The sequence below is a fragment of the Burkholderia puraquae genome, assembly GCF_002099195.1.
In the GTDB taxonomy this organism is placed as follows: domain Bacteria; phylum Pseudomonadota; class Gammaproteobacteria; order Burkholderiales; family Burkholderiaceae; genus Burkholderia; species Burkholderia puraquae.
This window is the reverse complement of record NZ_NBYX01000015.1, coordinates 1-19707: the sequence shown is the minus strand read 5'-3', so window position 1 is coordinate 19707 and position 19707 is coordinate 1. Positions and strand designations below refer to the sequence as shown.

Genomic DNA, 19707 nt, shown 5'->3' with positions numbered 1-19707 from the left:
GACGGCGACACGCAGCGCCGGCGCGTCCCGAGGTTCTACCTGTACCGTACCGCGCGAGCGCGGTGCCTGAACAGGCAGATCAGTTCGCTCGCCACGTGCGCGGCGACCAGCGCGGTAATGTCCGCATGATCGTAGGCGGGTGCGACCTCGACCACGTCCGCGCCGACCAGGTCGACCGACGTGAGCCCGCGGATGATCGACAGCGCCTGCGCGCTCGACAGGCCGCCCGGCACGGGCGTGCCGGTGCCGGGCGCGAACGCCGGATCGAGCCCGTCGACGTCGAAGGTGAAATAAGTCGGCCGCGCGCCGACGATCTCGACGATGCGCGCGATGGTCGCGTTCACGCCGTGCTCATGCACCCAAGCCGCATCGAGCACCGACACGCCCATGAAATCGTCGTTCCATGTCCGGATGCCGACCTGCACCGAGTGGGCGGGATCGATCAGCCCGTCCTTGATCGCCTTGTAGAACATCGACCCATGATTGAGGCTGTCCGGCTGATCGTCGGGCCAGGTATCGCAGTGCGCATCGAAATGGATCAGCGCCAGCGGCCTGCCGTACTTTTCCGCATGGGCCACGAGCAACGGATAACTGATGTAGTGATCGCCGCCGAGCGTCAACATCCGGGCACCGGCATCGAGAATCGTGCGCGCATGCGTGACGATCGTCTCCTTGACGGTCGACGGATTGTGCAGGTCGAGCCAGCAGTCGCCGTAGTCGATCACTGCATAGTCGTCGAACGGATTGATCCCCCATGGATACGGCAGCAGCACGCCGAGCTGGCTGCTCGCCGCACGGATCGCGCGCGGGCCGAGCCGTGCGCCCGGACGGTTGGTCGTCGCGATATCGAGCGGCACACCGGTCACCGCGAGATCGATGCCGGCCAGTTCCTTCGTATACAGGCGCCGCATGAACGACACCACGCCCGCATAGGTGTTCTCCTTCGACGAACCATAGGGCGATTCGCGACGGATCGCGCCGTCTCCGCGTACGACCGACTGCTTCTGCATGATGCATCACCCCTTTTTCGTGTGCCGATAACGCGCACGCCCGTGTCAGATGCCCAGCGCGCAGCCGTCCTTGCGATGGTCGGACGCGCCGATCAGCGTGCCGGCCTCCCAGTCGATCCGGATCGCCTGCGCGCCGCCGATCGCCCAGCTCGGCGCGACGAGGTTGAAGCCGCGACGCGCGAGCGCTTCACGCACCGCCGCGGGCATCGTGCATTCGACCTCGACCTGATCGGTGCCCGGCCGCGGAAAAATGCGCGGCAGGTCGATCGCCGTTTGCAGGTCCAGGTCGTAGTCGAGCACCTTCGACAGGAAGTGCGCATGCCCCATCGCCTGATAGTGGCCGCCCATCACGCCGAACGTGATCTGCACCTTGCCGTCGCGGGTCACCATGCCGGGAATGATCGTGTGCATCGGCCTCGCGTGCGGCGCGATCGCGTTCGGGTGGCCGGCTTCGAGCGTGAAGCTCTGGCCGCGGTTGTGCAGCATCACGCCCGTTTGCGCGGACATGATGCCGCTGCCGAACGGATGAAACAGCGAGTTGATGAAGCTCGCGCAGTTGCGATCCTTGTCGACCACGCAGATGTAGACCGTGTCCTTGTGCTCCACCGGCGCCGCGACCGGCGCGCCGATCGCGTGCAGCGCCGCGATGCGCGTACGCAGCGATTCGACGGATGCCTCCGACAACAGCGTATCGACGTCCATCGGCCGCCGGCGCGGATCCGCCAGCAGCACGTCGCGCAGCGCATACGCGACGCGCGCGGCATCGATCTCGCGGTGCAGGCGCTCGGCGCCGAGCGGATCGTCGTTCGCGTCGAAGCCTTCGAGCAGCTTCAGCATCAGCAGCGCGATGACGCCCTGCCCGTTCGGCGGGCACTCGTGCACGTCGTAGCCGCGAAAGCGCGCGGTGATCGGCGTCACGTATTCGCCATGGAACGCCGCGAAGTCGTCCATCATATGCAGGCCGCCCATGCTGCGCAGGCGCGCCACGATGTCCTCCGCGACCCCGCCTTCGTAGAACACGCGCGGGCCCCTTTGCGCGATCGCCTCAAGGGTGCGTGCAAGCAGCGGCTGCCGATGCACGCTGCCTGCCCGCGGCGCGTGGCCGGCCACCAGCATCTGCGCGCGGCTCGTGGCGTCCAGCGACAGCAGTTGCGCCTGATGCGCCCAGTCCGCCGCCGCGCGCGGCGCGACCGCATAGCCGTCACGGGCGAACCGGATCGCGGGCGCGAGCAACGCGGAAAGCGGCAGCGAGCCGTGGTCGCGCGCGAGCGTCGCCCATGCGTCGACCGCTCCGGGCACCGTCACCGCGTGCGGCGAGTGGCGCTCGATCGCCGTGACGCCGAGCGCGCTCAGCCGCTCGACGCTGGCGGCGGCCGGCGCCCAGCCCGACCCGTTGAAGCCGACGATGTCGTCGCCGCCGCCGCGCGAATAGAGCGCGAAGCAGTCGCCGCCGATGCCGGTCGAGCCCGGCTCGACGACGCATTGCACCGCGCACGCGGCAATCGCGGCGTCCATCGCGTTGCCGCCCGCTTCCAGGATCCGGACGGCAGCCAGCGTCGACGCAGGATGCGACGTCGCGGCCATCGCGCCGGTCGACATCACGAGCGAGCGGCCCGGTTGTTCGAAATTCCTCATGGTGCGCTCCCGATTCAGCGTGCCGCCAGCGACCGGCGCCACGCGAGCGTGTCGTCGAGCGCCCGTTTCGACGCGTCGAACAACTGGTCGATTTCGTCGTGCGTGATGATCAGCGGCGGGCAGAAATTGAACGCATCTCCGAGCGCGCGCGTGATCACGCCGTACGCGAGCGCCCGCTCGCCGGCATGGGCGGCCACGCCTTCGGACGGCGGGAACGGCGTTTTCGTCGCCTTGTCGGCAACCAGTTCGACCGCCGCGAGCAGCCCGGCCCCGCGCGCTTCGCCCACGACCGGATGCCCGGCGAGATCGGCCACGCGCTGCTGGAAGTGCGGGATCACGCTGCGCACGTGGTCGAGCACGCCGTCTTCGTCGTAGATACGCAGCGTCTCGAGCGCGACGGCCGCGCAAACCGGATGGCCGCTGTACGTGAAGCCGTGGCCGAACGTGCCGATCTTCTCGCTTTCGGCGACGAGCGCGCGATAGATCGCATCGTTGACCATCAGCGCCGAGATCGGCAGGTAGCCGGCCGACAGCTGCTTGGCGACGACGATCATGTCGGGCTGCATGCCGAAGGTTTCCGAGCCGAACATGTTGCCGGTGCGACCGAACCCGCAGATGACCTCGTCGGCCACGAGCAGGATGTCGTACTGCTTCAGCACGCGCTGGATCTTCTCCATATAGGTGGCCGGCGGCACGATCACCCCGCCCGACGCCATGATCGGCTCGGCAAAGAACGCGGCGATCGTGTCGGGCCCTTCGCGCAGGATCAGTTGCTCGAGCGACTCGGCGCAGCGCGTCGCGAACTGCTCTTCCGATTCGCCAGGCAGCGCATGACGGTAGTAGTGCGGGCAATCCGTATGCAGGATGCGGTCGATCGGCAGGTCGAAGTCGCGATGATTGTTCGGCAAGCCGGTCAGGCTCGCGGACGCGATCGTCACGCCGTGGTACGCCCGCGTGCGTGCGATGATCTTTTTCTTCAGCGGCCGCCCGAGCGCGTTGTTGTAATACCAGATCAGCTTCATCGCGGTGTCGTTGGCTTCGGAACCCGAGTTCGCGAAGAACACCTTCGACATCGGAACGGGCGCCATCGCGATCAGTTTCTCGGCCAGCATGATCAACGGTTCGGACGACTTATGACCGAACGCGTGATAAAACGGCAGTTTGCGCATTTGCCGGTCCGCCGCGTCGGCGAGCCGCGATTCGCTGAACCCCAGCGACGCGCAGAACAGGCCGCTCAGCGCCTCGATATAACGGTTGCCTTCCGTGTCGTACACGTAGACGCCCTCGCCGCGCTCGATCACCATCGGCCCGACATCGCGATGGCGGCTCAGGTTCGTGTACGGATGAAGGACGTGATCGATGTCGTTCTGCTTCAGAGTGTGCATGAGTACCTTCCTGGTTTCGTCTCTTCCATGGTCGTGTCTTGCGTGTACGGCACCGGCCTGAACAGGCCGCCGGTTCCCGCTATTTGAGCCCGCCGGACAGGAACTTCTGCAACCGTCCGCTTTTCGGCGTCTTCAATATGTCACGCGGATGGCCTTCCTCCTCCACGATGCCCTCGTGCAGGAACATCACGTGGTTCGACACTTCGCGCGCGAAGCCCATCTCGTGCGTGACGACGATCATCGTGCGGCCTTCGCGCGCGAGATCGCGCATCACCTTGAGCACGTCGCCGACCAACTCCGGATCGAGCGCCGACGTCGGTTCGTCGAACAACAGCGCATCGGGCTCCATCGCGAGCGCGCGGGCGATCGCGACACGCTGCTGCTGGCCGCCGGACAGGTGCGCCGGATACGCATCGGCAAAGCGCGTCATGCCCACCTGCTCGAGATAGCGTTCCGCCCGCTCGCGCGCCTCCGCGCGGCCGAGCTTCAGTACGTGCAGCGGCGCCTCGACGACGTTCTGCATTACCGTCATGTGCGCCCACAGATTGAAATGCTGGAACACCATCGCGAGCCGCGTGCGCATCCGGCGCAACTGGACGGGATCCGAGATCCTGATCCGGCCGCTGCGGTCGAGCGACGTCCTGACCTCGCCGCCGCCGAGCGAGACGCGGCCCGACGATGGTGATTCCAGGAAATTGATGCATCGAAGCAGCGTGCTCTTGCCCGACCCCGACGAGCCGATCACGCTGATCACGTCGCCCGGGTGGGCGGCCAGCGAGACGCCTTTCAGGACCTCGTTGTCGCCGTAGCGCTTGTGGAGATTCTCGACGGACAGTGCATTCATGTGGCGTGGCTCCGCGATTGGGCGAGCGTGGAAAGCTGCAGCGGCCGCAAGTGAACGAGCAGGCGGCGCTCGGTTGCCCGGATCAGCAGCGCGACGAGCCCGGTCAACGCGAAATAGACGGTGCCGACAGAAATGAACGCCTCGAACGGTGCGTAGTAGTTCGCGTAGAAATCGCGCGCCGCGCCCGTCAGGTCGATCAGCGTGATCGCGCTGACGAGCGACGTGCCGTGCAACATCAGGATGACTTCGTTGCTGTAAGCGGGCAGGAAGCGGCGCAGCGCCGACGGCAACACGATGCGGCGCCAGGCGGTCGCTCGCGACATCCCGTACGCCTGCGCCGCTTCGATTTCGCCGTACGCGATCGCGCGGATCGCACCGGCGAGGATTTCGACGGTGTACGCGCAGGTGTTCGCCGTCAGCGCGATCATCGCGCAGCCGAACGGATCGCGCAGCAGCAACAGCAGCGGATTGCCGCGCTGCCACGCGTCCTGCACCCACTGAAACTGGCCGAAGCCGTAATACACGATCATCAGTTGCGCGAGCAAAGGCGTGCCGCGCATGAACCACGTATAGACCGCCACCGGGCCGTGCACGAAACGGTTCGGCGACACGCGCAGCACGGCGAGCGGAATCGCGAGCAGCAGCCCGAGAGCAAGCGAACCCACGGTCAGCTGTACCGTCACCCACAGCCCGCCTGTGTACGCACCAAGCAGCGACATCCATTGCTCATGGCTCATCCGTGCAGCCTCCCCTCGCGCATGCCGCGGTTCAGCCTTACGCGGGCACGCGCCACGCACGCCGTCGATCCCGACGTCACCAGCAGATACACCGCGCAGGCGGCGAGATAGAACGTCATCGGCGCCTGGGTCGTGCGGCCGGCCTGGTCGGAGATGAACATCACGTCGTGCAGGCCGATCAGCGACGCGATCGCCGTGGTCTTGAGCAGCACCAGCCAGTTGTTCAGGGCGGCGGGCAACGCGAGCCGCGCCATCTGCGGAAACAGGATGCGGCGAAACGCGAGCCAGCCCGAGAATCCGTATGCGCGCGCCGCCTCCATCTGGCCGCGCGGCACACCGAGGATCGCGCCGCGGAACGTCTCCGTGTAGTACGCGCCGAATATGAAACCGATCGTCAGCACCGCGGTGGCGAACGCGTCGACGTCGGGCGCATGCAGGCCGAACGCGGCCGACAGCCGGTTCAGCAGAATCTGGCCGCCATAGAACACCAGCAGCATCATCACGAACTCCGGCACGCCGCGAATCAGCGTGGTATACGCGGTGGCGGCGGACACCAGCACGCGCGAGCCCGACAGCTTGGCCATCGCGCCCGCCATGCCGATGCACACGGCGAGCGCGACGGACAGCACGGCGAGCACGATCGTCACCTGGGCGCCGCGCAACAGGGCCGGCAGGTATTGCTGTAATGCGGACATGACGCTCCTTTCCCGCGCTCTAGCGGTTCGTTCCGGCCGCACCGGCGCATACTTGCACGCCGGCGCGATGCCGATCGACGGACGATCAGTAGATGTCGAAATCGAAGTACTTCTTCTCGATGGACTGGTACACGCCGTTCGCGCGAATGGCCGTGATCGCCTGGTTCAGCTGCTGCCGGAGATCGTCGTCGGTCTTGCGCACCGGAATGCCGTAACCCTCGCCCAGCAGCGTCTTCTGCTCGGGCGTCGTACCGACGATCGGCGTGCCGACGAACTTGAAGTTCGCGCCTTCCGGTTTCGTCAGGAACGCGGAATAGGCGGCGGTCGCATCCTGCAACGCGGCATCGATGCGGCCCGAGCGCAGATCGAGATAGACCTCGTCCTGGGTCGGGTAGCGCACCAGCTGCACGCCGTTCTGCACCCAGTACGCGCTCGCGTACTTGTCGGCCAGCGTGCCGCGCTGGACGCCGACGCGCTTGCCCTTGAGTTCCGCCGGCGTCGCGTCCTTGATCGGGCTGTTCTTCGCGACGACCAGCCGGCGCGGCGTGTTGTAGTACTTGTCGGTGAACGCGACCTTCTGCTTGCGCTCGGCGGTGATCGCGACCGACGCGACGATCGCGTCGACCTTGTCGGCCATCAGGGCGGGCAGCAGGCCGTCCCAGCCGATCTGCACCAGCGTGCAATTGGCGTGCATCTGGGCGCACAGCGCATGGATGACGTCGATGTCGAAGCCCACCGGCGTGCCGTCGGGCTGCATCGACGAAAACGGCGGGTACGCGCCTTCATAGCCGATCCGGATGTCCTTCCACTCTTTCGCGTGGGCCTGCGCGGCCGCCAGCAGGACGGCGACGAGCAGCAGGAATCTCATCATGGGTCGTTTCATATCGACACTCCGTAACGTGTTTCGTGGGAAATGACTGCGTGATCGTGTTGCAGGTGTTTTGTCCGACAATTCGTTCGGATCACTTATCGATAGGCACGAGGCGACAACCATCGCCTCGTCCTGTTTCCGTCAGTGCCCGCCCGTCATCCAGTCGCGCACGGCCGGGACGGTCGCTTCGATGTGCTCGCGCACCGCGGCCTCGAGCGCGGCAGGATCGCAGCCCCGGATCGCGTCGATCAGCCCCATGTGGTCGTCGCGCGACGTCTTCGGCTTGTAGGCCCGCTCGAGCCACAGACGCATGTGCGGTTCCACCACCGTGTGCAGCCCGGCAATCTGCGTGATCAGGCGCTGGCGCCCGCACAGCTGACACAGATACTCGTGAAAGCTGCGATGCGCGGTCACCCACTGCTGGCCGTCCGGCTCGGCGCGCTCCATCACGTCGATCAGGCGCGTCAGTTCGTCGACATGCCGCGGCGTGATGTTCGGCAGCGCCATGCGCGCCGCCAGCCCTTCGAGTACGCCGCGCATGCCGAACACCACCTCCATCTCGTCGACGTCGAGCCCCCGCACGATCGCGCCGCGATTCGGACGGATCGCGACCAGCCCTTCGCTGGCGAGCCGACGGAACGCCTCCCTCACCGGCATGCGGCTCGTATTGATCTCGGCGGCGATGTCCTCGGGAATCAGGCGATCGCCGGCCTTGTACGTCCCCATCCGGATACGGTAGAGCACGTGTGCGTAGGCCTCTTCCTCGGCCGTGGCGGGAAATTGCGGATGCAGCGGCGGCGTACGTGTGTCCATGTTCATGCAATGACCTCTTTCGCGGAACGTCGGCATCGCCGCCAAATGCCCGCACACCGAAGGCGCATGGCAGGCTCGCGAACTTCCGTTCGATCTCGAATGAAAGGTTTGTGTAATAGTGGATATTTGTATCTACGGCTGCACTATACGACGCCAGAAATAATGTCGAATATGGGTTAACCCTTGGGATCGGCGAGGCACTGATGCGCCCTCAGCCGCCAACAAAAACGCCCGACGCCGGGAGTCCGACGTCGGGCGTATCACCCCATTGCAGCGTGCGCCGCGTTGAGCACACGGCATGCGTGGCGCTTTTTTAGCCTGCGGCCCGCGCGGCGGCCGCCTCGCCTGTCAGCGCGCGTCCGCGGGCACGGCAGCGCGCTGCGACGCGCCGTCCCGCTCGATCCGCTCGACGATACGAGCGAGCCGAATGATGTCGGTCAGCGCGAAATCGGCCGCATCGGGCCGGGGCCGGCCGCACTGGTCGGCCATGCGCATCGCGAACGCGAGCGCTTCGGAACGCTCACGCAGCAGCGCGCGCAGCGCATCCGCGATCACCTGCCGGTCGCGCGGATCATCCAGGCCCAGCACGGAACCGGCATCCGGTATCGCGAACGGCCCGGCCGCCCGCACGGCAACGTCCGGCACGCGCATCGTGTTTCGTTCCATGGTCTTCCTCTTCGTCGACTCGCGACCGACCGGCGCGTCACCGCCGGTTCGACCGCGATACCACGTCGATCCATACCGCCAGCACCAGCACCGCGCCCTTGACGATCATCTGCCAGTACGCGTCGACGTCCAGCATCGACATCCCGTTGTCGAGGCTCGCCATCACGAGCGCGCCGATCAGCGCACCATAGACGGTGCCCGACCCGCCGCGCATCGACGTGCCGCCGATGAAGCACGCGGCGATCGCATCGAGCTCGCCCATCGTGCCGGCGGACGGCGACCCGGCCGCGAGCCGCGCCGTGTTGACGAGGCCGGCAAACGCGCACATCAGCCCCATCAGTGCGAAGATCACGAGCTTCACGCGATCGGTGTCCACGCCCGACAGCCGCGTCGCCTCCAGGTTCGACCCCACCGCATAGATGCGCCGGCCGAATACCGTCTGCGTCGCGATCCACGAGAACACGCCGAGCAGCACGAGCAGCAGCAGCACGGGCACCGGAATGCCGCCGTAACGGTCGAGCGTCGCAACGAACGCGAACAGCACGGCGCCCGCGCCGACGATCTTCGCGACGTCCTGCCACAGCGGGGCGACCGTGAGCCGGTAGCGCCGCCGCGTGCCGCGCTGCCGCACCACCAGCAGCGTCGCGACCACGAACAGCAGCACCGCGAGGCCGTCCCCGGCGACGCGCGGCAGATAGCCCTGCCCGATGAACACGAAGCCGTCCGACACCGGCGCGATCGTCGAGCCGCCCGTCACGCCGAGCAGGATGCCGCGAAACGCGAGCATCCCGCCGAGCCCGACGATGAACGACGGCACGCGCCGATAGGTCGACCACCAGCCGTTGAAGAGCCCGATCAGCACGCCGAGCGCGAGCACGACGGGGACCGTGGCCGCGACCGGCCAGTGCCGGTTGACGTCGAGGATCGCGGCGACGCCGCCGAGCAGCCCGAGCAGCGAGCCGACCGACAGGTCGATCTCGCCCGCGATGATGACGAACACCATCCCGCACGCGAGCATGCCGGTGATCGACATTTGCCGCAGCAGGTTCGATACGTTGCGCGGCGTGACGAACGCGCCGTCCGTCAGCACCGAGAAGAACGCCCAGATCGCGACGACCGCGAACAGCAGCGCAAGCAGCTTGTAGCGCGTGAAGACGTGGCGCAACGCCAGCCGCGGCCCGCGCCCGTCGGGACGGCGCGCATCGGTATCCGGCGTCGCCGGGGTCGAGGAAGAAAGTTCGGAATTCATGTCGCACTCGCTGCGGTGGGTTCGGCGGGCAGCCGCGCGGGCTTCAGCGCGGCGCCGAGAATCTGTTCCTGCGTGAGGCCCTGGTTGACGAAATCGCCGCGCAGCTCGCCTTCGCCGATCACCAGCACGCGATCGGCGAGACCGAGCACCTCCGGCAGCTCCGACGACACGACGATCAGCGCGACGCCGCGCTTCGCAAGCGCGAAGATCAGCCGGTAGATCTCCACCTTCGCGCCCACGTCGACGCCGCGCGTCGGTTCGTCGAGGATCAGCACCTGCGGCTCGGTCAGCAGCATCTTCGCGAGCACCGCCTTCTGCTGATTGCCGCCCGACAGGCTCGCGATCGACAGGAACGGATGCGCGGCGCGCACCGACAGCCGCTGCATCTCGGTGCGGATCGCATCGAGTTCGGCGGCCGCGTCGATCCGCCCGCGTGCCGCGAAGCGCCGCAGCACCGCCAGCGTGATGTTGTGGCCCACGCCGAGCTGCGGCACGATGCCGTGGCGCTTGCGGTCCTCCGGCACCATCGCGATGCCTGCGCGGATCGCGTCGGCCGGCGAGCGGATCGACAGCGGGCGGCCGTTCATCGTCACGGTCGCCGTGCACGCGCCGGGATACGCGCCGAAGATCGCCTGCATCAGCTCGGTGCGGCCCGCGCCGACGAGCCCGGCGACGCCGAGGATCTCGCCGCGCCGCACGCTGAACGACACGTCGTCGACCCGCTTGCGGCGCGCGTTCGTCACGTCGCGACACGTCACGTGGCGGGCTTCCAGCACGACGTCGCCGATCTCGTGCGCCTCCCGCGGATACAGGTCGCGGATCTCGCGGCCGACCATCATCGCGATGATCCGGTCGGTGGTCAGCGCGTCCATCGGCTCGGTCGCGACATGACGGCCGTCGCGGATCACGGTGACCGTGTCGCAGACGGCCGCCACCTCGTCGAGCTTGTGCGAGATGTACACGCACGCCACGCCGCGCCGCTTCAGGTCGCGCACGATGTCGAGCAGGATGCGCGTTTCGGCGGCGCTCAGCGACGACGACGGTTCGTCGAGGATCAGCAGCTTCGCGTCCTTGTTCAACGCCTTCGCGATCTCGATCAACTGCTGGTGGCCGCCGCCGTAGTTCATGACCGGCTGCGCGACGTTGATCGAGTCGATCCGCAACTCGCGCAGCAGCTCCTCGGCGCGCCGGACCATCGCCGAGAAGTGCATGCGCCCGCCCGGCAGGGTGATCTCGTTGCCGAGGAAGATGTTCTCGGCAACCGACAGTTCGGGCACGAGCATCAGCTCCTGGTGGATGATCACGATGCCCGCCCGCTCCGTGTCGCGCACGCCGGATGCCGCGAGCGGCGCGCCTTCCCAGCGGATTTCGCCGTCCCACGTGCCATGCGGATAGACACCCGACAGCACCTTCATCAGCGTCGATTTGCCCGCGCCGTTCTCGCCGCACAGCCCGACGCATTCGCCGGGCCGCACGGTGAGGTCGATACCGTCGAGCGCTTTCACGCCGTCGAATTCCTTGACGATGCTGCGCATCGTCAGCAAGGGTTCCGTCATTCGTTCATTGCCTCGCAGTAAGCGCGGCCGCCGTCGCGGCGGCCGCGCGTCGCGTCCGTCGTACGCTTACTGGCTCGCCAGCTGGGCCTGGGTATAGAAACCGTCCTTCACGACGACGTCGACGTTACGCTTGGTCAGCAGCGTCGGCTGCAGCAGCACCGTGTCGACCTTCTTCCGGCCGTTGTCGTACTGCGCATTGAACGCAGGCTTCGTGCCCTTCGCGAGATCGACCGCGAGCTTCGCCGCTTCGCTCGCGATCAGCTTGAGCGGCTTGTAGACAGTCATCGTCTGCGTGCCGGCGATCACGCGCTTGACCGCCGCGAGATCCGCGTCCTGCCCGGATACCGGCACCTTGCCGGCCAGATGTTGCGCCGCGAGCGCCTGGATCGCGCCGCCGGCCGTGCCGTCGTTCGACGCGACGATCGCATCGATCTTGTTGTTGTTCGCGGTCAGCGCATCCTCGACGATCCGCAGCGCGGTCGACGCGCTCCACTCGGGCACCCACTGCTGGCCGACGACCTTGATGTCGCCGCGGTCGATCGCGGGCTTCAGCACCTTCAACTGCCCTTCGCGCAGCATTTTCGCGTTGTTGTCGGTCGGCGCGCCGCCCAGCAGGAAGTAATTGCCTTTCGGCTTCGCATCGTAGACGCCCTGCGCCTGCAGCTCGCCGACCTTCTGGTTGTCGAACGAGATATACGCGTCGACGTCCGCGTCGAGAATCAGCCGGTCGTACGACACGATCTTGATGCCGGCCTTCTTCGCTTCGGCGACGACGTTGCCGAGCGTCTTCGAATTGAACGGCACGATCACGATCACGTCGACGCCGCGCGAGATCAGGTTCTCGATCTGCGAGATCTGCCGCTCTTCGCTCGCGTCGGCCGACTGCACCGACACCTTCGCGCCGAGCTTCGTCGCGGCCGCGACGAAATAGTCGCGATCGCGCGACCAGCGCTCGACGCGCAGGTCGTCGATGCAGAAGCCGATTTCGGGCTTGTCCTTGCTCGCATGCGCGAGCGGCATGCCCAATGCGACGATCGCCAGCGCGGCGGCGCCGGCAAGCGAACTCAATACGGTACGACGCGTCACGGATTTCATGTCTCCAACTCCTTGTTATTGGACAACCTCACGAACGCCGGGCCGGCGCCGGAATGCGCCGCCCGCATCGAGTCACTGCTACGGACGGCCCAGCGGCGGGCCGCCGTTCATCCGCCCGTTGCAAACACCGGTTCGAGCGCGCGGTAGAGCGCGCGAAACGTCGGTCGGCGCACGTCGCGATACCACGCATGCCGCGCGGGATCGGGCTCGCGCACCGCGACGACGGGCGGCTGCGGGCACACGTCGCCGAGCCGCGCATGCGGTTCGACCGCCAGATGCGCGAGGCGCGCGGCGCCGAGCGCCGGCCCCACTTCGCCGCCCGCGCGCAGCGTCAGCGCGCGGCCGCTCAGGTCGGCGAGCATCTGCGTCCAGTACGCGCTGCGCGAGCCGCCGCCGATCACCGTGATGCTGTCGGGTGCGAGCCCGGCCGCATGCAGCGCGTCGATTCCGTCGAGCAGCGCGAAGCCGACGCCTTCGAGCGTCGCGTTCGCGAGATCTGCGCGCTGCGTGTCGGGCGTGAGCCCGTAGAACACGCCCTTCGCGTTCACGTCGTTGTGCGGCGTGCGCTCGCCGCTCAGGTACGGCAGGAACCACGGGCGGCTCGCGCGTGCGTTCGTCTCGGCATCGTCGAGCAGCGCCGCGACGCCGTCGTAGCCGGCCAGTTGCGCGGTGAAGTCGACGCAGCCGGCCGCATTCAGCATCACCGACATCAGGTGCCACGTATCCGGCAGCGCATGACAGAAGCTGTGCACCGCCGATTCGGGATTCGCACGAAACCCGTCCGACACCGCGAAATACACGCCCGACGTGCCCAGCGACAGCAACGCATCGCCGGGCCGCACGATCCCGACGCCCACCGCGCCGGCCGCGTTGTCGCCGCCGCCGGCCACCACCGGGATCTCGCGCAGGCCGAGCGCCCGTGCGACGGCCGGCAGCAGCGTGCCGGTGATGCGGTTGCCTTCGAACACGGCCGGCATCTGCGCGCGCGACAGCCCGCAGACGGCGAGCAGCGTGTCGTCGTAATCGCGCTTCGCGACGTCGAGCCACAGCGTGCCCGCGGCATCCGACGGATCGGTCGCGAACGCGCCGGTCAGCCGGTAGCGCAGATAGTCCTTCGGCAGCAGCACGGAGGCGATGCGCGCGAACACGTCGGGCTCGTGACGACGCACCCACAGCAGCTTCGGTGCGGTGAAACCCGGCATCGCGATGTTGCCGGCCACCGTGCGCAGCGCGGGCGCGAGCCGTTCGAGTTCGTCGCACTCGGCGTCCGCCCGGCCGTCGTTCCACAGGATCGCGGGGCGCAGCACGTCGCCATGCGCATCGAGCAGCGTCGCGCCGTGCATCTGCCCGGTCAGTCCAAGTGCGTCGATGTCGCGCGGGTCGATGCCCGCGGTGCGCGCATCCGAGACGAGCGCGGCAAGCGCGCCGCATGCCGCGTCCCACCAGTCGCGCGGCGCCTGCTCGGACCAGCGCGGCCGCGGCCGGCTCACCGTCAACGGGCGGCTCGCGCTCACCCGCACCGCGCCGTCGCGGTCGAGCAGCACGGCCTTCACGCCCGACGTGCCGAGATCGAGTCCGATGTACATGGCGTCAGCGCAGCCCGTAGATCGCCTGGTTCACGATGTTCTCGCACCGCTCCTGCGCGCCGCTCACGTGCTGCGGGTTCACGCCGCGCGCGAGCGCATCGGCCGCGAGCGACTCCAGCGTATAGCCGCCCGACAGGATCTTGCGGCCGAACGCGTCGTCCCACTGCGCGTAGCGTTGACGACGCAGCGCGTCGAGCCGGTCGTTCTCGACCAGCACCGCCGCGCGTTCGAGCGCGAGCGCGAGCACGTCGATCGCGCCGACGTGGCCGTAGAACAGGTCTTCCGGATCGACGCTCTGGCGCCGCACCTTCGCGTCGAAGTTCATCCCGCCGGTCGTGAAGCCGCCGTGGCGCAAGATTTCGTAGAACGCGAGCGTCAGCTCCTCGACGCTGTTCGGGAACTGGTCGGTGTCCCAGCCGTTCTGCGGATCGCCGCGGTTCGCGTCAACGCTGCCGAACACGCCGAGCGCGAAGGCATTCGCGATCTCGTGATGGAACGAGTGCCCGGCGAGCGTCGCGTGATTCGCCTCGATGTTCACGCGGATCTCGTTCTGCAGTCCGTACTGCACGAGAAAGCCATGCACGGTCGCGACGTCGTAGTCGTACTGATGCTTGGTCGGCTCCTGCGGCTTCGGCTCGATCAGCAGCGCGCCCTTGAATCCGATCCGGTGCTTGTGCTCGACGACCATCGACAGGAAGCGGGCGAACTGGTCGCGCTCGCGCTTCAGGTCGGTATTGAGCAGCGTCTCGTAGCCTTCGCGGCCGCCCCACAGCACGTAGTTCTCGCCGCCGAGCCGGTGGGTCGCGTCGAGCGCATGGCACACCTGGGCCGCGGCCCACGCGAACACGTCGGGGTTCGGGTTCGTCGCGGCGCCGGCCGCGAAGCGCGGGTGCGAGAACAGGTTCGCGGTGCCCCACAGGAGCCGCACGCCGCTCGCCTGCTGACGCTCGCCGAGATAGTCGACCATCCGCGCGAAATTGGCCGCATATTCCCGCAGGCTGTCGCCTTCCGGCGAGACGTCGGTGTCATGGAACGTATAAAAAGGCGTGCCGAGCTTCGTGAAGAACTCGAACGCCGCATCGGCCTTCATCCGCGCCAATTCGAGCGCGTCGCCCGGCTGCTGCCACGGCCGCCGGAACGTGCCTTGCCCGAACATGTCATGCCCCGGCCACACGAACGTGTGCCAGTAGCAGACGGCGATCCGCAGATGCTCGGCGAGCGTCTTGCCCAGCACGCGCTTCGCGGGGTCGTAATGGTGGTATGCGAGCGGATTGTCCGACTGCGGGCCTTCGTAGCGAATCGCGGGAATGTGTTCGAAATACGACATGGCGTCTCCGTGCAGGGTCTTGTTGCAGCGCAACGCGCGTCGCGGCGACGCACGCGGCCGAATTCGGTTGGCTGGATCGTGCCCGCGTGCCTGCCGGCCGGCAATTGCGAAATTGCGCAGCACGCTTAATGTTTCTTGCCAGCCGCTACGTGCGGCGCGCGTTCCGTCCTACAATCGCCGAACACCAGACCACCGCGCCCAGCCGCCCGAGGCGCACCCCGGAGACAACGGCACGACGCCCCCAAGGCACGCGCCCCGAGATCGAGATGACACGCGTTCCTTCCGCCCAGACACCGCATCGCATCGCGCTGCTGTTCAACGCGAACAAGGTCTACGACCGCGAGATCATCAGCGGCATCGGCCAGTACCTGCACACGACGCGCGTCGCGTGGGACCTGTTTCTCGAGGACGACTTCCGCTGCCGGCTCACCGGCATCGAGCGCTTCGACGGCGACGGCATCATCGCGGACTTCGACGATCCGGCCGTCGCCGACGCGCTCGCCGGCTCGTCGCTGCCCATCGTCGCGGTCGGTTCGTCGTACGAGGATCCAGCGCAATATCCGGACGATGTCCCATATATTGCGACTGACAACCCGAAGCTCGTGTCGCTCGCGTACACGCACCTGATCGGCGCGGGACTCGCGCACTTCGCGATGTACAGCCTGCCGGTCGCGCAGGAGAACCGCTGGGCGCAGCAGCGCGAGCTCGCGTTCGACCGGCTCGCGCGCGCCGACGGGCTCGATGCGCCGATCTACCGCGGGCTGTCGACGAGCGCGTCGGGCTGGAATCACGCGATCGAACAGCTGATCGGCTGGCTGCATGCGCTGCCGAAGCCCGTCGGCGTGATCGCGGTCACCGATGCGCGCGCGCGGCACCTGCTGCAGGCGTGCCTGATCGCGGGCATCGCCGTGCCGGAACAGGTGGCGATCATCGGCATCGACAACGATCCGCTCACGCGCACGCTGACTCGCATTCCGTTGTCGTCGGTGATCCAGGGCACCGAGGAAATGGGCCGCACCGCCGCGCACCTGCTGCACCGGATGCTGCGCGGTGCGCGCTTTCCGGGGCAGCGCATTCTCGTGCCGCCGGTCGGCATCAACGTGCTCGAGTCGACGCGCCACCAGCCGCTTGCGAGCCCGCACGTGATGCGTGCTCGGCATTTCATTCGCCAGTATGCGTGCCAGGGAATCAAGACCGAACAGGTCGCCGACTATGTCGGCGTATCGCGCTCGTTGCTCGAGGAGCACTTCCGGCGCGAACTGCAGCGCACCGTGCACCAGGAAATCCTGCGCCACAAGCTCGAGGCCGCGCAGGCGCTGCTCGCCGGCCGGCAGGCGTCGAGCGCCGAAGTTGCGATCCGTTGCGGGTTCACGTCGCTGCAGTACATGTACGCAGTGTTCAGGCGCGAGCTGGGCTGCACGCCGCGCGAATACCAGGAACGCGCGGCCACCTCATACTGACGCCCGCCGCCAATCTGACCTCCACCCATGCACATCGATACCGATTCTTCACACCTGACGCCCGGCGTGGCCCGCGTGCATTCCGAGCCGTGGGGCGCGTTGCCCGACGGCGAGCCCGTGCGGCGCTATACGCTGCGCAACGCGCATGGGATGCGTGTCGGCGTCAGCGACCTCGGCGCAACCGTCGTGTCGTGGCTCGCCCCCGACCGCACGGGGCGCTTTGCCGATATCGTGCTCGCGCACGACACGCCGGCCGAATACCTCGAATCCGGTGTCTACCTCGGCGCGACGATCGGCCGATGGGCGAACCGGATCGCCGGCGCGCGCTTCGAGCTCGACGGCATCAGCTACCAGCTCGACCGCAACGAGAACGGCAACCTGCTGCACGGCGGGTCGAACGGTTTTCATCGCGCGCGCTGGGACGTGATCGACGACTGCGGCGGGCTGACGCTTCGGCTCGATTCGCCGGAAGGCGACGCGGGATTTCCCGGCAACGTGTCCGTGCAGGTTCGCTACACGCTCGACGACGACGGCACGCTGACGATCGACTATGCGGGGTGGACCGATGCACCGACGCCGCTGAACCTGACGAATCACAGCTACTTCAACCTGAACGGGCGCCCGGGCAGCGACGTGCGCGGCCATCTGCTGCACATCGACGCCGACGCGTTCCTCGAAGTGGACGACGCGCTGATCCCGACCGGCACGGCCGACGTGACGGGCACCGCCTTCGATTTCCGGCAAAGCGCGCCGATCGGCGCGCGCCTCGACTGGCCGAACGCGCAACTGGCTCGTGCGCGCGGCTTCGACCACTGCTTCGTACTGGGCGGCGGCGCGCAAGAGGTCCGGCCCGTTGCGCGCGTCTACGATCCGGAAAGCGGCCGCGAATTGATCGTGTCGACCGATCAGCGGGGCCTGCAACTCTATACGGGAAACTATCTCGACGGCGTGCGCGTGAGCGGCGGCACGCTTTGCGCGCGACACGCAGCGCTGTGCGTGGAAGCGGGCGGCTTTCCGGACCAGGTCAACATGGCCGGCCTGCGCGACGACGTGATCCTTGATCCGGGCGCCGTCTATCGACAGACCACCCGGTATCGGGTGGCCGTTCATGCATAGTGTGCGCGGGCTGCATGACCGCCCGCGCCGGCACGACCGCGATACGCTCGAGGAAATTCCCGGCGCGTATCGAGGCTCGGCCGCATTGCCCTGACGGCATGCCGGCCGCTGGGCCGTGTCACGCCAACTCAGCTCCGCGCGGCGGGCGCCGTGTCGTGCGCGCCGGAGGTCAATGCCAGCACCGCGAGCGCGCCGGCCGGCGCGAGCAGCGCCCAGAATCCGACGTAGCGGAAGCCGATCGCGCCGGCCATTGCGCCGAGCGCGAATGCGACGATCGCCGGCAACATCTTGCCGAACCGCGCACGCGCGGCCGCACGTGCGCTCTCGGCCGTGCCGGCGGACAACAGGTCGACGACATCGAGAATCGCCTGCGTGACGTTGCCCGTCATCACCGTGTTCGGCACGCCGGCACGTGCGATGACGCGCGGGTGCGCGTTCTGCACGCCCATCGCAAACGTGCCGACGATGCCGGCCACCAGCACCGGCAGGCTGTCGGACTGCGTGACGGGCGTCGCCCACACACCGGCCGCGCAGAAGCCGAGCAGCAGCACGGCCTGCACCGTATGCAGCGCACGCGTGCCCTGCCATGCCGGCCGCGCGGACAGCGACCGCGCGATCAGGCTCGCCGCGACGACGCCGCACACGAATGCGGGAAACACGCTCAGCTTCAGCAGGATGCCCTGCCCGAACCCGGCAACGCCGGCGCCGATCAGCACGAAGTTGCCGGTCACGTGTGCGGTGAACAACCCGAACAGCGAGACGAAGCTCAGCGTATCGACGAACCCGGCGACCGCGGAAAGAATGGTGTCTTCAGATTTCAATTCGTGATGTTTGAGTAGAGGTTGGGCGACGCGGCGCCCGAAGACTGCACGACCGCCGCGTCGCGTTCGCCGGAAGTCAACGTCGCAACGAAGCCGCTTGCCGTCGCCTTGAAAAACCCTTCAGCGCGGCCTTTCCTCACGGCTTCGTTCCTTCGGTTTCGACGTCCGACCGGGCGCTCAGGGACTACCGTCGCCGTCCCCACGTTGACTATCGCCGACGATGGTGACAAGGACGAGCGCCGCAATCAAGCCCAGGTGCTCAAAAAAACTGTTGAGCGCCATGAAGCGGGCGACACCCGACTGGTTCCAGAAGTCGTTCGCCACCGCCATCGCGACGACGGTCAGCACGCCGAGCCCACCCGCGCCGATCCACGTGAACCGGCGAAACAGCACGCACAACGAGCCGCCGATCTCGACCGCAATCGCCAGTGCCGCCCACAGCGCGGGCGGGTGCAGGCCGAAATGCGCCTGCTCCGCGACCGCCTCGCCGAAGTGCATCGCCTTGTTCACCCCGCCGATCAGGAACGCGGAAACGAGCGCGAGCCGTACCAGCGAGCCGACCCACGCCTGCGAAAGGAGGGCACGAATCCACCCGGGGCTGCACCGGCCGGTTGCGATCGCCATGTCAGACCGCCCAGCACGAACAGCCGAACGCGCCCCAGAAGCCCTTCGCGTCCGAGGTCGGCAACGTGCGGCCCCATGCGCTTGCATGCGCATGACCGTGCATGCCGCACGCACTCGCGCAGCCGCACATCGCGGCGGCCGCCGCGCGCTGCAGCGGCGCGCCGTCGCGCTGCGTCGCACCCCAGCCGCCATAGCCGCCGTAGGCGCGCACCGGCGA

The 19707-nt window shown here is 67.6% G+C and carries 19 protein-coding genes and 1 pseudogene; 2 read left to right on the top strand and 18 right to left on the bottom strand.

What is annotated here, in order from left to right; all coding sequences use genetic code 11:
* Positions 1–35 precede the first annotated feature (35 nt).
* The 14 genes from speB to xylA all read right to left on the bottom strand — a co-directional run bounded on the left by speB (position 36) and on the right by xylA (position 15469).
* Positions 36–1010 (bottom strand): agmatinase, encoded by a 975-nt coding sequence (gene speB, locus B7G54_RS25555; RefSeq protein WP_085041603.1) that lies wholly within the window; start codon positions 1008–1010, stop codon positions 36–38.
* A gap of 45 nt (positions 1011–1055) precedes the next feature.
* On the bottom strand, positions 1056–2645 hold the full coding sequence (locus tag B7G54_RS25550; RefSeq protein WP_085041709.1) for a gamma-glutamyltransferase family protein: 1590 nt from the start codon (positions 2643–2645) through the stop codon (positions 1056–1058).
* Positions 2646–2659: 14 nt separating this feature from the next.
* Entirely contained in the window at positions 2660–4030 is a 1371-nt protein-coding gene (locus B7G54_RS25545) for an aspartate aminotransferase family protein (RefSeq protein WP_085041602.1), read from the bottom strand.
* Positions 4031–4109: 79 nt separating this feature from the next.
* Positions 4110–4874: an ABC transporter ATP-binding protein gene (locus B7G54_RS25540; protein WP_085041601.1), complete on the bottom strand. Its 765-nt coding sequence runs from the start codon at positions 4872–4874 to the stop codon at positions 4110–4112.
* Positions 4871–5611, bottom strand: a complete 741-nt coding sequence (locus B7G54_RS25535) for an ABC transporter permease (RefSeq protein WP_085041600.1) — start codon at positions 5609–5611, stop codon at positions 4871–4873. Before B7G54_RS25535 ends, B7G54_RS25540 begins: the two co-directional genes overlap by 4 nt.
* On the bottom strand, positions 5608–6306 hold the full coding sequence (locus tag B7G54_RS25530) for an ABC transporter permease (RefSeq protein ID WP_085041599.1): 699 nt from the start codon (positions 6304–6306) through the stop codon (positions 5608–5610). Before B7G54_RS25530 ends, B7G54_RS25535 begins: the two co-directional genes overlap by 4 nt.
* An 85-nt stretch (positions 6307–6391) precedes the next feature.
* A complete protein-coding gene (locus tag B7G54_RS25525; RefSeq protein WP_046546481.1) occupies positions 6392–7177 on the bottom strand; it encodes an ABC transporter substrate-binding protein in 786 nt (261 codons plus the stop codon).
* 141 nt (positions 7178–7318) lie between these two features.
* A complete protein-coding gene (locus B7G54_RS25520; RefSeq protein ID WP_085041598.1) occupies positions 7319–7996 on the bottom strand; it encodes a GntR family transcriptional regulator in 678 nt (225 codons plus the stop codon).
* Between the two features lie 342 nt (positions 7997–8338).
* Positions 8339–8656: a hypothetical protein gene (locus B7G54_RS25515; protein WP_085041597.1), complete on the bottom strand. Its 318-nt coding sequence runs from the start codon at positions 8654–8656 to the stop codon at positions 8339–8341.
* A 37-nt stretch (positions 8657–8693) separates the two neighbouring features.
* Positions 8694–9905, bottom strand: coding sequence for a sugar ABC transporter permease (locus B7G54_RS25510; RefSeq protein ID WP_085041596.1), 1212 nt, complete (start codon positions 9903–9905; stop codon positions 8694–8696).
* A complete protein-coding gene (gene xylG / locus B7G54_RS25505; protein WP_085041595.1) occupies positions 9902–11461 on the bottom strand; it encodes a D-xylose ABC transporter ATP-binding protein in 1560 nt (519 codons plus the stop codon). The genes B7G54_RS25510 and xylG overlap by 4 nt, the downstream gene beginning before the upstream one ends.
* Before the next feature lie 66 nt (positions 11462–11527).
* Positions 11528–12556, bottom strand: coding sequence for a D-xylose ABC transporter substrate-binding protein (gene xylF, locus B7G54_RS25500; RefSeq protein WP_085041594.1), 1029 nt, complete (start codon positions 12554–12556; stop codon positions 11528–11530).
* Positions 12557–12663: 107 nt separating this feature from the next.
* Entirely contained in the window at positions 12664–14142 is a 1479-nt protein-coding gene (gene xylB / locus B7G54_RS25495) for a xylulokinase (protein WP_085041593.1), read from the bottom strand.
* 4 nt (positions 14143–14146) lie between these two features.
* A complete protein-coding gene (gene xylA, locus B7G54_RS25490; RefSeq protein ID WP_085041592.1) occupies positions 14147–15469 on the bottom strand; it encodes a xylose isomerase in 1323 nt (440 codons plus the stop codon).
* Between the two features lie 266 nt (positions 15470–15735).
* On the opposite strand from xylA, the gene B7G54_RS25480 reads away from it, so the two are divergent.
* Positions 15736–16929: a XylR family transcriptional regulator gene (locus tag B7G54_RS25480; RefSeq protein ID WP_085041591.1), complete on the top strand. Its 1194-nt coding sequence runs from the start codon at positions 15736–15738 to the stop codon at positions 16927–16929.
* Between the two features lie 27 nt (positions 16930–16956).
* Entirely contained in the window at positions 16957–18045 is a 1089-nt protein-coding gene (locus B7G54_RS25475) for an aldose epimerase family protein (RefSeq protein ID WP_085041590.1), read from the top strand.
* A 128-nt stretch (positions 18046–18173) separates the two neighbouring features.
* On the opposite strand, the gene B7G54_RS25470 is transcribed toward B7G54_RS25475, so the two are convergent.
* The 4 genes and pseudogenes from B7G54_RS25470 to B7G54_RS25460 form a co-directional block, all read right to left on the bottom strand.
* A complete protein-coding gene (locus tag B7G54_RS25470; RefSeq protein WP_085041589.1) occupies positions 18174–18866 on the bottom strand; it encodes a YoaK family protein in 693 nt (230 codons plus the stop codon).
* A complete protein-coding gene (locus tag B7G54_RS39170) occupies positions 18863–19006 on the bottom strand; it encodes a hypothetical protein (RefSeq protein ID WP_165765620.1) in 144 nt (47 codons plus the stop codon). Before B7G54_RS39170 ends, B7G54_RS25470 begins: the two co-directional genes overlap by 4 nt.
* A gap of 37 nt (positions 19007–19043) precedes the next feature.
* On the bottom strand, positions 19044–19490 hold the full coding sequence (locus tag B7G54_RS25465) for a DoxX family protein (protein WP_085041588.1): 447 nt from the start codon (positions 19488–19490) through the stop codon (positions 19044–19046).
* A gap of 1 nt (position 19491) precedes the next feature.
* Positions 19492–19707 (bottom strand): annotated as a pseudogene (locus B7G54_RS25460) (amidohydrolase); the annotation flags it as partial.